The organism is Azospirillum fermentarium, assembly GCF_025961205.1.
GTDB lineage: Bacteria > Pseudomonadota > Alphaproteobacteria > Azospirillales > Azospirillaceae > Azospirillum > Azospirillum fermentarium.
The window spans coordinates 70,719-82,968 of sequence record NZ_JAOQNH010000003.1 but is presented as its reverse complement, the minus strand read 5'-3'; the positions used below and the strand labels follow the sequence as shown (position 1 = coordinate 82,968).

At 65.9% G+C, this 12,250-nt stretch carries 14 protein-coding genes; 10 read left to right on the top strand and 4 right to left on the bottom strand.

Annotation, left to right across the window (positions count from 1 at the left end):
- Positions 1–130 precede the first annotated feature (130 nt).
- Positions 131–454 (top strand): helix-turn-helix domain-containing protein, encoded by a 324-nt coding sequence (locus M2352_RS20845; RefSeq protein WP_264666453.1) that lies wholly within the window; start codon positions 131–133, stop codon positions 452–454.
- Positions 455–490: 36 nt separating this feature from the next.
- Here M2352_RS20845 and M2352_RS20840 read toward each other — a convergent pair whose 3' ends face one another.
- Positions 491–844: an HU family DNA-binding protein gene (locus M2352_RS20840; RefSeq protein WP_264666452.1), complete on the bottom strand. Its 354-nt coding sequence runs from the start codon at positions 842–844 to the stop codon at positions 491–493.
- A gap of 415 nt (positions 845–1,259) precedes the next feature.
- Between M2352_RS20840 and M2352_RS20835 the strand changes: the two genes are divergently transcribed.
- From M2352_RS20835 to M2352_RS20810, 6 genes are all read left to right on the top strand, one after another.
- Entirely contained in the window at positions 1,260–1,385 is a 126-nt protein-coding gene (locus M2352_RS20835) for a hypothetical protein (protein ID WP_264666451.1), read from the top strand.
- Positions 1,386–1,432: 47 nt separating this feature from the next.
- The gene (locus tag M2352_RS20830) at positions 1,433–3,064 is read left to right on the top strand and encodes a DUF2793 domain-containing protein (protein ID WP_264666450.1); all 1,632 of its coding nucleotides are present in this window, start codon (positions 1,433–1,435) and stop codon (positions 3,062–3,064) included.
- Between the two features lie 29 nt (positions 3,065–3,093).
- Positions 3,094–6,750 carry a LamG domain-containing protein gene (locus tag M2352_RS20825; RefSeq protein ID WP_264666449.1) on the top strand — a complete coding sequence of 1,219 codons (3,657 nt, stop codon included), beginning with the start codon at positions 3,094–3,096 and terminating at the stop codon, positions 6,748–6,750.
- 136 nt (positions 6,751–6,886) lie between these two features.
- The gene (locus M2352_RS20820) at positions 6,887–7,225 is read left to right on the top strand and encodes a hypothetical protein (RefSeq protein WP_264666448.1); all 339 of its coding nucleotides are present in this window, start codon (positions 6,887–6,889) and stop codon (positions 7,223–7,225) included.
- Between the two features lie 3 nt (positions 7,226–7,228).
- Positions 7,229–7,720, top strand: coding sequence for a lysozyme (locus tag M2352_RS20815; RefSeq protein WP_264666447.1), 492 nt, complete (start codon positions 7,229–7,231; stop codon positions 7,718–7,720).
- A gap of 10 nt (positions 7,721–7,730) precedes the next feature.
- Positions 7,731–8,291 (top strand): holin family protein, encoded by a 561-nt coding sequence (locus tag M2352_RS20810; protein WP_264666446.1) that lies wholly within the window; start codon positions 7,731–7,733, stop codon positions 8,289–8,291.
- Positions 8,292–8,367: 76 nt separating this feature from the next.
- On the opposite strand, the gene M2352_RS20805 is transcribed toward M2352_RS20810, so the two are convergent.
- Complete coding sequence (locus M2352_RS20805; RefSeq protein WP_264666445.1) at positions 8,368–8,727, bottom strand: hypothetical protein; 360 nt, start codon at positions 8,725–8,727, stop codon at positions 8,368–8,370.
- A 238-nt stretch (positions 8,728–8,965) separates the two neighbouring features.
- On the opposite strand from M2352_RS20805, the gene M2352_RS20800 reads away from it, so the two are divergent.
- From M2352_RS20800 to M2352_RS20790, 3 genes are all read left to right on the top strand, one after another.
- Positions 8,966–9,337 carry a hypothetical protein gene (locus M2352_RS20800; RefSeq protein WP_264666444.1) on the top strand — a complete coding sequence of 124 codons (372 nt, stop codon included), beginning with the start codon at positions 8,966–8,968 and terminating at the stop codon, positions 9,335–9,337.
- 358 nt (positions 9,338–9,695) lie between these two features.
- The gene (locus M2352_RS20795; protein WP_264666443.1) at positions 9,696–9,977 is read left to right on the top strand and encodes a DUF6948 domain-containing protein; all 282 of its coding nucleotides are present in this window, start codon (positions 9,696–9,698) and stop codon (positions 9,975–9,977) included.
- Between the two features lie 2 nt (positions 9,978–9,979).
- On the top strand, positions 9,980–10,201 hold the full coding sequence (locus M2352_RS20790) for a hypothetical protein (RefSeq protein WP_264666442.1): 222 nt from the start codon (positions 9,980–9,982) through the stop codon (positions 10,199–10,201).
- A 48-nt stretch (positions 10,202–10,249) separates the two neighbouring features.
- Here the strand turns inward: M2352_RS20790 and M2352_RS20785 are convergent, their stop codons facing one another.
- Together M2352_RS20785 and M2352_RS20780 are read right to left on the bottom strand one after the other, a co-directional pair.
- Positions 10,250–11,923, bottom strand: coding sequence for a cation acetate symporter (locus M2352_RS20785; RefSeq protein ID WP_264666441.1), 1,674 nt, complete (start codon positions 11,921–11,923; stop codon positions 10,250–10,252).
- Positions 11,923–12,231: a DUF485 domain-containing protein gene (locus M2352_RS20780; RefSeq protein WP_264666440.1), complete on the bottom strand. Its 309-nt coding sequence runs from the start codon at positions 12,229–12,231 to the stop codon at positions 11,923–11,925. Before M2352_RS20780 ends, M2352_RS20785 begins: the two co-directional genes overlap by 1 nt.
- Between the last annotated feature and the right edge of the window lie 19 nt (positions 12,232–12,250).

The window sequence follows — 12,250 nt, the reverse complement described above, 5'->3', positions numbered from 1 at the left end:
TTATCCTTCAGTCCAGAATGATGACACTCAGCGATGACTGTGGACGAAATGACTGTGGACAGGGCGCGGCATGAATCTCAGCCGCCTCTCCCGGCATCGGCAGCATCGGCAACAGGAACGGTGACCGGCCATGGCTTCTTATCGCGATCTGGACACGCCGGGGGACATCATCGGGCAGCGCCGCAAGGAGCTGCACATGACCCAGACCGAAATCGCCCGCAAGATGGGTTACCGGAACCCGAATTTCCTGTCGATGATGGAATCCGGCACCTCCCGCGTCCCGCTCGAACGGTGCCAGGAAATCGCCGATATCCTGGAGATGGACCAGATCTGGTTCCTGCAACGGGTTCTGGCCGACCATTTCCCCGGCGTCGCCAGCACGCTCTTTGCGGTGGAAAGCCTGGAGCGGATGCTGGCCGACGCCCGCCGGCGTCAGACCGGGAGCACGCCCTGACGCCCGCCCGGCGTGAGAGGGCATGGAGCGCCGCGGTCAAACGCGTTTCTTGAACGTGGTCGCCGGCTGAACCCGCAGGCGGCTGGCCGGCCCGCGCGAGATATATTCCTGGGTGGGGGGAACGAAATAATCCCGCTCCCGGTATTCCTTGACCGAAAACGACACGAAATCCTGCAGGACCACATCCTCCCCGCCCTTCAGCCGCTCGGCCACGGCGTTGTAGAGCGCGGTCAGGGTCAGACCGATCTGGCCCCGCTCGAAGCCGGTGGCCCGATGGATATCCTCGATGATGGTGCGGGCCTTCACGACGGGCCGCTTCGCGCCGGGTGCGGCCTCGCCGCCATCCGGCACAGGGCCGGAGGCCCCCGTGGTCTCCTTCGGTGATGACAAGCCCCCCTCCTCCGCGGAACACCGTGCCGTACCGGTGCAAGCCCCATGATGTAGGTGAAACGGGGGGAATTGTGAACGCCCGATGCCGGACACCGGGTCCACCGCCCCCGGCGTGCCGCCACGAAAACGGCACGAAGCCGTCTGTCCATCATGATGGCATGCCTGTGAGCCTGAGGGCGCGGGCATGGCCGCCCTGAATGGCCCTTCCGGCCCTCTGCACCGTCGTGACCGGCGGCGAACCGTCAACGGTGACGGAAGAACGGCTGAGAGTTGACAACTGCCCACAAAAACACGTAGACTGCTGTCAATAATCAGTCATGACTGACATATTTGTTGGATATAATTTTATGTCGATAACTTAAAACAGGATTTGTGCAGAGGCCGCCGCCGCCCACCAACGTCCCGATCTCCCGGCATGGCCATCGACCATCGCATGGAAACCCACGCTGAAGCGGCCCGGGACCGGCCGGACAAACAGGACGCCATGCTGACCGCGCTTGCCGCGATCAGAAGGGAACGGCTGTACCCATCACCCGCATAATAAGTCATCAATGACTTATTATGCTTACCATATTTTCGGAGTGGACTATGGCACAGTATCGCGAGGGGCTGGTTTCCGTCACACAGGGATCGCCGGTGGTGACGGGCACGGGAACCGCCTGGACGGGGGCGGTGATCCCCGGTCAGGTGTTTTCGCTGTATCGTTCCGGCGTGTCCTACACCATCGCATCGGTTGACAGCGGCACCCGGCTTACCCTGTCGCACCCGTACGCCGGGGCTTCGGCAGCGGGGGAAGCGTACACCATCACCCGCGACGTCACCCCCTATTTCAACTTTCCCTACCCGGACGCGGGCGACACCGACACCACGTCGCTGTGGAAGGAGATGGTCCTGAAGGTCGAGGGCGCCATCATCGCTCAGGACACCGGCCTGACCGTCGTCGAAAGCCGGGCGGCCAGCACACCGCCCGCCACCCCATCGGAACGGGGGAATTACATCGTGCCCGCCAACGCCACCGGCGCGTGGGCCGGACAGGCCGGGCGCATCGCGGTGTGGGACAAGACCACCTGGACATTCATCCAGCCCCAAGTGGGCTGGCGGGTCTCCGTCCGCGACGAAAGCTACGCCGACGTCATCTATGACGCCGGTGGCTGGCGGGTGAGCGTGGCGGTGGGAACCCTTGACCGTGCCCGCGACTGGGCGGAAAAGACCGATGGACCGGTCGAGGATACCCGTTATTCGGCCAAGCATCATGCCATGGCGGCGGGAACGCTGGCCCAGTCCGCGGCGCAGGCCGCCGGAACCGCCCAATCCGTCAGCGAAGCCGCCTACGGCCTGACCCTGGCGAGCAAGTCCCTGACGGAAGCGGCGGCGGGTGCGGCCGCCCAGTATCAGACGGCGGCCGAATCCGCCCGTGACGCCGCCGTCGCCGCCAGGGCCGCGGCGCAGGCGGCCCAGACCAGCGCCACCCTTGCCCGGCAGGGTGCCGAAACCGCCCGCGACCGCGCCGGCGCCTGGGCCAGCCAGGAGAGCGGCCCGGTTGAGGGCGGGGTGTATTCCGCCCGCTTCTACGCCACGCAAGCCAGTGGCGCCGTCGCCTCGGTCGAAGCCCAGAAGGCCGCCGCCGAAGCCGCCGCCGTCACCGCATCCCTGAAAGCGGGAGAAGCATCGACGCAGGCGAAGCAGGCGGCGATCAACGCGGTGGCGGCGGGCATGCGCGCCGCTGAAACGGCCAGTTCCGCCGCGTCGATCACCCAGGCCGCCATCGACGCTCTCGCGGCCAGGACCGATGCCGTCAACGCCCGCGACCTGGCACAGGCGTTTGCCCAGGCGGGGCGGAACACGCCGGTCAAGCCGGGCCTCTATTCCGCCTATCATTGGGCGGAGGAAGCCCGCGTCCAGGCGGAAACCGTCGTGCTCACCGCCAACGCCGCCACCACCACCGCCACCACCACCGCCGTCACCACGGCGGTGGCACAGGTGACCGGCGATGCCCCCCCGGTGCTGGACACCCTGGGCAAGCTGGCTGCCGCGATCGGCAACGACCCGGTTTTCATCACGACGCTCGCCGACAAGTTCGGGAAGAAGGCCGACCGCGCCAGCCTGTCCGCGGTGGCCCTGTCCGGCGACTACCGCGACCTGACGCACCAGCCGGTGCTGCCTTTCGTCTTGGCAAACGGCACCTCCAGCCCCATCGCGCTGACGCCCGGCGCCCTCTGACCCCAACCGCTTTTCCCGACGAGGACGACATGACCTATGTTACCCCGGTCAAGGCCATCGGCACCGGCCGCAACGCCGACGGCACCATCACCGGCCCGGCCGCCGCCCTGGGCGAATTCGCCACCGGCGACACCATCAACCCCGCCGTTCTGGGCGCCGGCACCCCCGATGCCACCAAGGTGCTGCGCGGAGACGGCACCTGGAGCACGGTCGTCGCCATCCCCGCCGAGGCAGGGAACGGAGCCACGGTCAAGCAATCGTCCGTGCTGTACGTGCCCTCCGGAAACACCGCAAGCCTGAACGGCCAGTCGATCCTGGCCGCCTATGAGCAGGTGGCCGGCCAGACCTTCAACATCACCTACACCAACGAAGGCGACTACGCCCAGCAGGACACCAACGGGACCGACGCCACGGGCACCACCTTCACGCTGGCCAACACCGCCGGCGCCGTGATCGACGGCGCCACCAAGCTGCTGATCCATGCCGAGGGAGGCAGTGGCAACACCGAGGTCGTCGACGAACGCAAGATCACCGCGTTCGGCACGCACTGTGCGTATTTCGACGGGGCCAGCGCCGTCACCATCCCGTCAAGCTACAAGATCGCCTTCGGGGCGGCGCAGGATTTCACCATCGAGGGATGGGCCCGCACCGCCGTGGCCACCCCCGTCACCATCCTCGACACCACCGGCTCCAACCCGCGGCTCTTCATGAGTGCCGGTACCATCACCCTGTCGATCAACGGGGCGGCCCGGATCTCCACCACCGCCCCCCCGGCCGATATATGGTTCCATTGGGCCATTGCCCGAAAGAACGGAACCACCACGCTGTACGTCAACGGCACGTCCGCCGGAACCTACGCCGACACGACCGCTTATGGCGCGCGGGCCATGGTGATCGGTGCGGCGGCCGGGGAGTCGTCCCCCGCCGCGCCGTTCTTCACCGGGTGGATGGATGAGATCCGCGTTTCCAAGGTGGCGCGCTACACCGCCACATTCATGCCGCACACCACCCCGCACGTCCGCGATGCCGACACCGTGCACCTGTTCCATTTCGACGACGGTCACGGCAACCAGTTCATCCGCGACGACAGCCGGTCGGGGCATGAAGTGGCCATCATGGGCGGCAATGCGGAGATCACCACCGCTTATGCCAAATTCGGCTCCTCCAGCCTGCGCATCAACGGCGGCGCCCGCCCCGACGTGGTCGTGTCGTACGGCAAGCCCCATGGCGACTTCGCCCTGGACGGGGAGGATTTCACCCTCGACTTCTGGGTGCGCCCAAACAGCGTCCCGGTTGGACTGGGCGACATCGCCTGCGTCTCCGGGCCCATCAACGGCAACGTCGCCTTTGTATTCGCCTCTGGAACGACCAATCTTCTTCTCACACTCTATACAAACCAAAACGGCACGGTGAACGCTCTTCCGGCCGGGTCCGGCTTTGGCGTTCTGGCCGTGGGGGAATGGCACCACATCGCCGTGACGCGCAGCGGCGGCACGATTTTCTGGTTCGCCAACGGTGTTCAGAAAGGATCCTATGCCATCGGGACCATGCCGTTGTACATGCAGGGGGACACGCCGCGGCGCTTCTATATTGGCCGGAGCGGCGGCGGTGGGAATTACCCCACGGACGCCTGCCTGGACGAGGTGCGGCTGAAACGCGGCGTCGCCGAATGGACGTCCAGCTTCACCCCGCCCACGGCCCCGTACACCGCCGACGACCGCACGGTGCTGCTGCTGCATTTCAACGGCGCCAACGGTGACAAGGTGACGTTGGACAGCTCCGAAAGCAGCCATGGGACCGCGCAGACGAACGCGTCGTCGATCCGGACGCTGGTCTACACCGGTACGGCGGCGCTCGCCCCGGCGTCCATCAACGGTTCCAGCACGGCGCTGAGCTTCTCCGAAAACAACTACGTGAGCTATGCATGCCTCCTCAGTGACGGGAATTCGACTCCGCTCAATGCCAGCTACACCGAATATTTCTGTTTCGAATGCTGGGCCAAACTGACCACCCTGAATTACAACCACATCCTTTTCGGCATCTGGGGCGCCAATGGAGGAGGAGGGAGCTGGTCGGTCCTCGGTGACGTGACGGGCCTGAAGGCTTCCATCTTCGATGGATCGACGATCGAAACCCTTCCGACCGGTCCCACAACCGTCGGCGCGGACGTTCATGTCGCCCTCGTGCGCGAGCCGCGCGGGTATGCGCTTTACATCAACGGAAAAATAACGGGCGCTCCCCTCATGAAGAAGGCGTGGCTGGGAATGTCCCCCACCGATATCATGGTGCGGCTGGGGACGACATCCACGGATGGTTCGCTCACCGGCCACATCAGCCAGTTCCGCCTCACCCGCGGCAAGCCCCGTTACACGGTCAACTTCACGCCGGCCGCCCTGACGTCCGACGATGACACCGCGCTGTTCTGGGATTTCTCGTCCGGCTCGACTGGTCAGAAATGGGCGAAGGAATTGTCGAAAAATGCCACGCTCATCGGCAATACAGGCGTGAAGACGGTCAAGGATGGCATCTGGATCTCGAACATGGACAGAATCTTCACCTCAGACCGGGCACAAATAACCACATCTAATTTGAAGAAAAATTTTGGAATTTCATCATTCCTCTGCAACGGCCAATCGTCCATTATGGATGTTTATCCACAGAATATCGATGGGTCCACGGGAAGTTGGGTTTTTGAATGTTTTGTTCATCCCGGCACCGACTATATCCCGGCTTTCCGCGAATTCGTGAATGTCTGCGGCGGCTATGAAATCTGGGATGCGCAAGGCGGGGGCATTCAGTGGGCGCTCGGACTCGCGTCCGATAACAGGCTGACCGTGCGCTATTCAACCAGCGGCAAAACCGGCGCCACATACAACACCCCGTCCCCCGTCTCCGTTTCGCAAGCCTGGCATCACTGCGCCGTCGTCCGTTCCGGCAGTTCGCTCTTCCTCTATTGGGACGGCACCCGTGTCGGCAGCGTGAGCAACGTGACACTCTATTCCATCACGGGTTACCCATTGCGCATGACGATTGGCGGGGCCCCCAGCCGGAGCAATTGCTGGTACGGGTGGATGGACGAGATCCGCTACAGCTACGGCACCGACCGCGGCTGGACCGGCGACACCATTGCCGTTCCCACGCTGCCCTATGGTCAGCAGTACGTGACCGGCACGTACTGGGTCGCCACCAAGCCGGGCGCGACGGCGCTGGATCTGTCGGCCTTCTCCAGCATCGACAACGGGGCGGTGACGGCGTACGTGCCGCCGGGGACGGCGATGAAATTCCTGATTTCCACCGATGGGTACGGCTCGGCCCTGAAACGGTGGAACGGCTCGGCCTGGGTGGACACCGCCTATGCCATGACATGGAACGGTTCGGCGCTGACCACCGCCGCCACCGCGGCCCAGCTCGACAGCGTGGCCAACTCCCGGGCGGAGTTCCAGACCGGCCTGCTGGCCCTGGACGTGTCGGCGATGACGAGCCTGAACATCGTTGTCCTGATGTCCTCGTCCAACCCGTCGTACGCCCCCATGGTCGATAACATCACCATCGGCATGGACGAATACGCGCTGATGGTTCCCGGCACCGATTACACCGTGAAGCGGAAAAAGGCGTCCGGCACGCAGGGGCTGACCTTCACCCGCGTCAAGGCGGGGAACGCCAACCACGTGATCGACTACATCTGAACGCGATGCAGCCGTGACACGCATCAGGGCCGCCCGGCCGGCGGCCCTGCCCACTCAACTATCAGTCATCGATGAATACCAAAACACCCAACCACCCCGCAGGCACATCACCCTGCAACGCGGAGACATCACCAACATGGCGGAGACCACCGTGGGGCACGACATGCAGGGGCTCAAAGATCATGTCGAGGCCCGTTTCGCCGGCCTTGAGCGATGGCTGGAGCGTGTCAGCACCGCCATCGAAAAGCATGGCGAGAACCGGGAACGCACGATCGTCCTGGAAACGCGCTTCGACGCCCTGGAACGCCGCGTCATCGCCAACGAAACCCGCATCGAACAGAAGCTGGACGCCCTGACCCGCAAGATCGGCGACGGCAGCGAAAAGCTGATCACGTTCGGGGTTTATTTCGCCATCGCCGGCACCGCCCTGTCCTTTGTGGCGCCGGTGATCCTCAAGAAATTCCTGGGAGTGTAGAGCATGACCACCCCCGTTTGCAGCCACGCCATCGACCTCGTAAAATATTACGAGGGCCTGCGCACCCAAGCCTACCGTTGCCCGGCAGGGGTGTGGACCATCGGGTACGGGCACACCCGCGGCGTCACCGCCGGCATGGCCTGCACCGAACGGCAGGCGGCGGTCTGGCTGGCCGAGGATCTGGCGCAGGCCGCCGCCGCGGTTGACCGCTGCGTCACCGTCCCTCTCAACCCCGAAGAGCGCGGCGCGCTGGCAAGCTTTCAGTTCAACACCGGCGCGCTGGCCGGCTCCACACTGCTGCGCCTGCTGAACGCCGGCGACCGCGCCGGGGCGGCGGCGCAGTTCGGCCGCTGGACCAAGGCCCGCGTCAACGGCACCCTGACGGACCTGCCGGGCCTGAAGAAGCGCCGCGCCGCCGAGGCTGCCCTGTTCCAGCGCGGCAGCACCGCCGGGGGGCAGGACAGCGGTGCCGCCCTCTCCTCCTCTTTGCTGTGATGAGGCCGCCATGCTGCCGCTCATTCCGCTTGCCATCAGCCTCGCCGCCGAATTCGTCCCCAGCCTCGTGGGCCGCGTCGCCGGCCCCAAGGCCGAGACCATCGCCCAGGGCATCGTCGGGCACGCCACCGCCGCGGCGGGCGAATCCGATCCGTCCCGGCTGATGGACGCGTTGCGGGCCAGCCCCGAAGCCGCCGCCAGGCTTCAGGAAGCGCTGCTCGATTATGAAAAGACCCTGGTGCAGGAGGAAACCCGGCGTCTGGGCGCCGTCAACGAAACCAGCCGGCTGGAGGCCGCGTCCGAAGACGCCTATGTCCGCCGGATGCGCCCGACGTTCGGCTACGTCATGGCCATGACCTGGGCGGCGCAGATGGCCGCCATCACATGGGCCATCGTCAAGACCCCGGCGGAGGCCGCCCGCATCATCGAATCCATCGCCGGCCTGACCTTCATGTGGGCGATCGGGCTCAGCGTTCTGGGCGTCTACGTCTGGAAACGGTCCGAGGAAAAGGGAGCGGCGGGCGGGTCGCTGCTCGACCACCTGCCCATCCCCTTGCCGGGAAAACGGTAACGCACCGGCGTCCCGTACCATCGCCCCGTCCCGGCATCCGGGACGGGGCACGGGACCGGGAACCGGCCCCCCGCCGTCATCCGGCACCGTTCAGGTGCAGAAGGTCGCGGAGAACCGCGCCGGCAATGCGCAGGTCAAGGGTATCCCCGAACAGATCCGGCCCGACCTCATGGCTCTGGTACCCGCACCAGAGGAGCACGCGCGCCTTTACCGCCAGCCCGTCCACCGTGGCCGCGGGGTGGACGAGAATACGCTCCACGATCCGCCGGACCGCCCCATGGGCGGCATCGGCCGTTGCATCGGGGGTGTTGCCGGGCAATGCCCGCTCGGCCGCCCACGCCGCGTCGAACGCACGGCCAAGGGCCAGCAAAGCCGCATCGGCGTGCGGTCGCGCCGGACCGGGCGGCGGGTTTCCGGTCTTGTCGTCATGCTCCATGCACCATGCCTCGTCGCCGATGATGGGCCGCCGCCAACGTTTCCGGGGGCCGTCACGTGCGTGTTCTGATTTGCACAGAAACGCCCGCGGGTCATCATGAACAGGATCAGCCTCTTTCAAAGGCCGGCCCCCGGCGCCCAAAGCCGATGCGCGCCCCATTTTGTGGTGTCCTTGCCAAAGGAGTTGCGGTAAAAATACCGCATTAACCGCATGATGCAGGATGGGCATTATAGCGCGCATGACGAAACCGCTCTCGGAACGGATCACCGACCGCCTGGCCGAAATCGGCCTGACGCCGAATGGGGCTTCCATCCTGGCGGGGAAGCACCGTGATTTCATACGGAACATCCAGCGCGGCATGGTGAAGATTCCGCGCGGCGACAACCTGCTGAAGCTGGCCGAGGTTCTGCAGGTTCCGCCGAGCTTCTTCGCCGACGGCTTCGACACCCCCCTGCCCAAGCCGGCTCCGCACCCAAGCGGCATGGAAGACTGGAAGCTGAAGGCTATCGCGGACCTCGACGAACTCCCCCCCAGCCAGAAGGAAAGTTTTCTTGAGGAATTGCGGGCGCTCGCCGACGCCGCACGCGCACGCAAGAAGCGTGCAGGCTGAGATCCCTCAGCGCCCTGCGCCGGACGCCATCCGGCAAGACATCAAGCAGGCGGAGCATTTCCCACGCTTCGTCGGGAATGGTGCCCGCATCCCACAGCACGCCCGTCATCGTACCCTCCCGCCATCCGGAACCGCAACCATAATAGGAACAAAATCATAATAACGCAAGCGTGGCATGCCAGGACACCGCCCGCACGCCCCGGCGCCCAGCGGCGCCAATGCGGTAAAAAAGCCGCATTTTCTGTTGACGCGGTTTTTTAACCGCATTACAGTCTTTCGTGGAAACGCGGCCGTTCCCCGGAGATCACCATCCCGCGCCACGGACCGCACCACGCCGGCAGAGCATGGGGCAAGGAACATGAGCACCAACGTCGTCGTCTGCACCGACAAACGCGGGGTCGTCTTTGGCACGACGGAAAACGTGGCGGCCCGGCCCATCGTTCTCACCAACGCGCGGATGTGCCTGTACTGGTCGGAAGACGTCGGCGGGGTGTTCGGGCTGGCCGACATCGGCCCGACCGGGCGCTGCCGCATCAGCGCCACGGCGCCGTCGGTCATTCTGGAAGGCGTGACCGCCGTCTTCGGCGTGACCGATGCCGCCGCCGCCGCGTGGGCCGCCGCCCCCGTCCAGGGCCGCTGACCATGGCGTCCCTGCTCAGCGGATCGGCCCACGGCCTGCCCGGCGGCGGCTATGGCGACGGCGACGGGTTCGGCGACGGCTCCGACACGGGCTACGGCTATGGCTATGGCTACTGCTACGGTGACGGCTCCGATGCCGGGCATGGGTTCGGCGACGGCGGCGACACCCCCTTCACGCCCGCCGTTCCTGCCGCCCGTACGGGCCGGGAAACGGCGCCGCCATGAAAAAACGCCGCCGGACGGGTCCGGCGGCGCTTTCCTGTCTTGGGTCCGTCAGTGGGATTGGGCCGCCGCCACACCGATGCCGGTCTGCGACCGCACGAACTGGTCCTCGAACACCTCCCCCGCCGCCGCGCGGTCCACGCTGCCGTCCAGCCGCGACACCAGCCAGATGACGGCGAAGGCCACCGGCATGGAGATCAGCGCCGGCGTGTCCCACGCGATGACCGGCGTGGCGAAGCCCAGCACCTTCACCCAGATCCCCGGCCCCAGGATGGTCAGCCCCACGGCGGTGATCAGCCCGGCGGTTCCCCCCGCCACCGCCCCGCGGGTGGTCAGCCCGCGCCAGAACATGGACAGGATCAGCACGGGGAAATTGGCGCTGGCCGCGATGGCGAAGGCCAGACCGACCATGAAGGCGATGTTCTGCTTCTCGAACAGGATGCCCAGCCCCACCGCCACGATGCCCAGCGTGATGGTGGCGATGCGCGACACCCGCATCTCGGCCTGCTCGTTCGCCCGGCCCTTGCGGATCAGGCGGGAATAGAGGTCGTACGACACCGTGGTCGCCCCCGACAGCGTCAGACCCGACACCACCGCCAGGATGGTGGCGAAGGCCACCGCCGAGATGAAGCCCAGGAACAAATCGCCGCCGATGGCGTGGGCCAGATGGATGGCCGCCATGTTGCCGCCGCCGCGCAGGCCCGTGACCACGCCCTCGGCGTTGCGCACCAGATAGGTGTCGTTGCCGGCGATCATCACGATGGCGCCGAAGCCGATGATGAAGGTCAGGATGTAGAAATAGCCGATGAAGCCGGTGGCGACGAACACCGACTGCCGCGCCGCCTGCTGGTCGGCCACGGTGAAGAACCGCATCATGATGTGCGGCAGCCCGGCGGTGCCGAACATCAGCGCCAGCCCCAGCGACACCGTTTGCCACGGGTCTTTCACGAAATTGCCGGGCATCATGATGCGCGCACTGCCCTTGATCTCGATGGCGCGGGCGAACAGGGCGTCCAGGCTGAAGCCGAAGGCCATCAGCACGCTGACCGCCATGAAGGTGGCGCCCAGCAGCAGCAGGATCGCCTTGGTGATCTGCACCCAGGTGGTGGCGAGCATGCCGCCGAAGGTGACGTAGAGGATCATCAGAACCCCCACCAGCACCACCGCGTACATGTAATCCAGCCCGAACAGCAGTTGGATCAACTGCCCCGCCCCCACCATCTGGGCGATCAGGTAAAAGGCCACCACCGTCAGCGAGCTGCACGCGGCGAACAGCCGGATGGGCCGCTCGGTCAGCCGCTGGGACAGCACATCGACAAAGGAAAAGCGCCCCAGGTTGCGCAGCGGTTCGGCGATCAGGAACAGGATGAGCGGCCAGCCGGCCAGCACCCCCACCGAATAGATCAGCCCGTCGTAGCCCGAGGTGTAGACCAGCGCCACGATGCCCAGGAACGACGCCGCCGACATATAGTCGCCGGCAATGGCCAGACCGTTCTGGAACCCGGTGATGCCGCCGCCCGCGGTGTAGAAGTCGGACGCCGAGCGCGTGCGCCGCGCCGCCCACCACGTCAGCCCCAGCGTGGCCAGGACAAAGGCGAAGAACATGATAATGGCGGTGACGTTGGTGGCCTGCTTGGTCACCGGCCCGTCCAGCGCACCCGCGGCCCAGGCGGCGGCGGGTGCTGCGGCAACGCCCGCCGCGATGAGGGAAAGGGGACGGCGCATCACCGGGTTTCCTCCACGATGTCGCGGATCATGCCGTCGAAGCGGCGGTTGGCGTGGAAGACATAGACCCCGGTCAGGGCGATGGCGGTCAGGATCACCCCCACCCCGGCGGGAAAGCCCACCGACGTGACCCCGCCCTGGGCCACGGGTGCCCCCATCTGCTGGGGCATCAGGGCCACGGCCAGGATGTAGCCGTAATAGACCACCACCATCACCGCCGACAGGAACCACGCCAGCCGCATGCGGCGGGCCACAAGTTGGCGGTATTTGGGATGACCCTGTATTCGTTTGCGCAACGCGGCATCCATCTGGGCTTACCTCCTCGAT

Bases quoted from the DNA above. Each gene is read 5' to 3' on its own strand.
- M2352_RS20780 (WP_264666440.1), bottom strand. From the start codon at position 12,231: ATGGATGCCGCGTTGCGCAAACGAATACAGGGTCATCCCAAATACCGC.
- M2352_RS20795 (WP_264666443.1), top strand. From the start codon at position 9,696: ATGAGCACCAACGTCGTCGTCTGCACCGACAAACGCGGGGTCGTCTTT.
- M2352_RS20815 (WP_264666447.1), top strand. From the start codon at position 7,229: ATGACCACCCCCGTTTGCAGCCACGCCATCGACCTCGTAAAATATTAC.
- M2352_RS20835 (WP_264666451.1), top strand. From the start codon at position 1,260: ATGGCCATCGACCATCGCATGGAAACCCACGCTGAAGCGGCCCGGGAC.
- M2352_RS20785 (WP_264666441.1), bottom strand. From the start codon at position 11,923: ATGCGCCGTCCCCTTTCCCTCATCGCGGCGGGCGTTGCCGCAGCACCC.
- M2352_RS20825 (WP_264666449.1), top strand. From the start codon at position 3,094: ATGACCTATGTTACCCCGGTCAAGGCCATCGGCACCGGCCGCAACGCC.
- M2352_RS20805 (WP_264666445.1), bottom strand. From the start codon at position 8,727: ATGGAGCATGACGACAAGACCGGAAACCCGCCGCCCGGTCCGGCGCGA.
- M2352_RS20800 (WP_264666444.1), top strand. From the start codon at position 8,966: ATGACGAAACCGCTCTCGGAACGGATCACCGACCGCCTGGCCGAAATC.
- M2352_RS20820 (WP_264666448.1), top strand. From the start codon at position 6,887: ATGGCGGAGACCACCGTGGGGCACGACATGCAGGGGCTCAAAGATCAT.
- M2352_RS20790 (WP_264666442.1), top strand. From the start codon at position 9,980: ATGGCGTCCCTGCTCAGCGGATCGGCCCACGGCCTGCCCGGCGGCGGC.
- M2352_RS20845 (WP_264666453.1), top strand. From the start codon at position 131: ATGGCTTCTTATCGCGATCTGGACACGCCGGGGGACATCATCGGGCAG.
- M2352_RS20810 (WP_264666446.1), top strand. From the start codon at position 7,731: ATGCTGCCGCTCATTCCGCTTGCCATCAGCCTCGCCGCCGAATTCGTC.
- M2352_RS20830 (WP_264666450.1), top strand. From the start codon at position 1,433: ATGGCACAGTATCGCGAGGGGCTGGTTTCCGTCACACAGGGATCGCCG.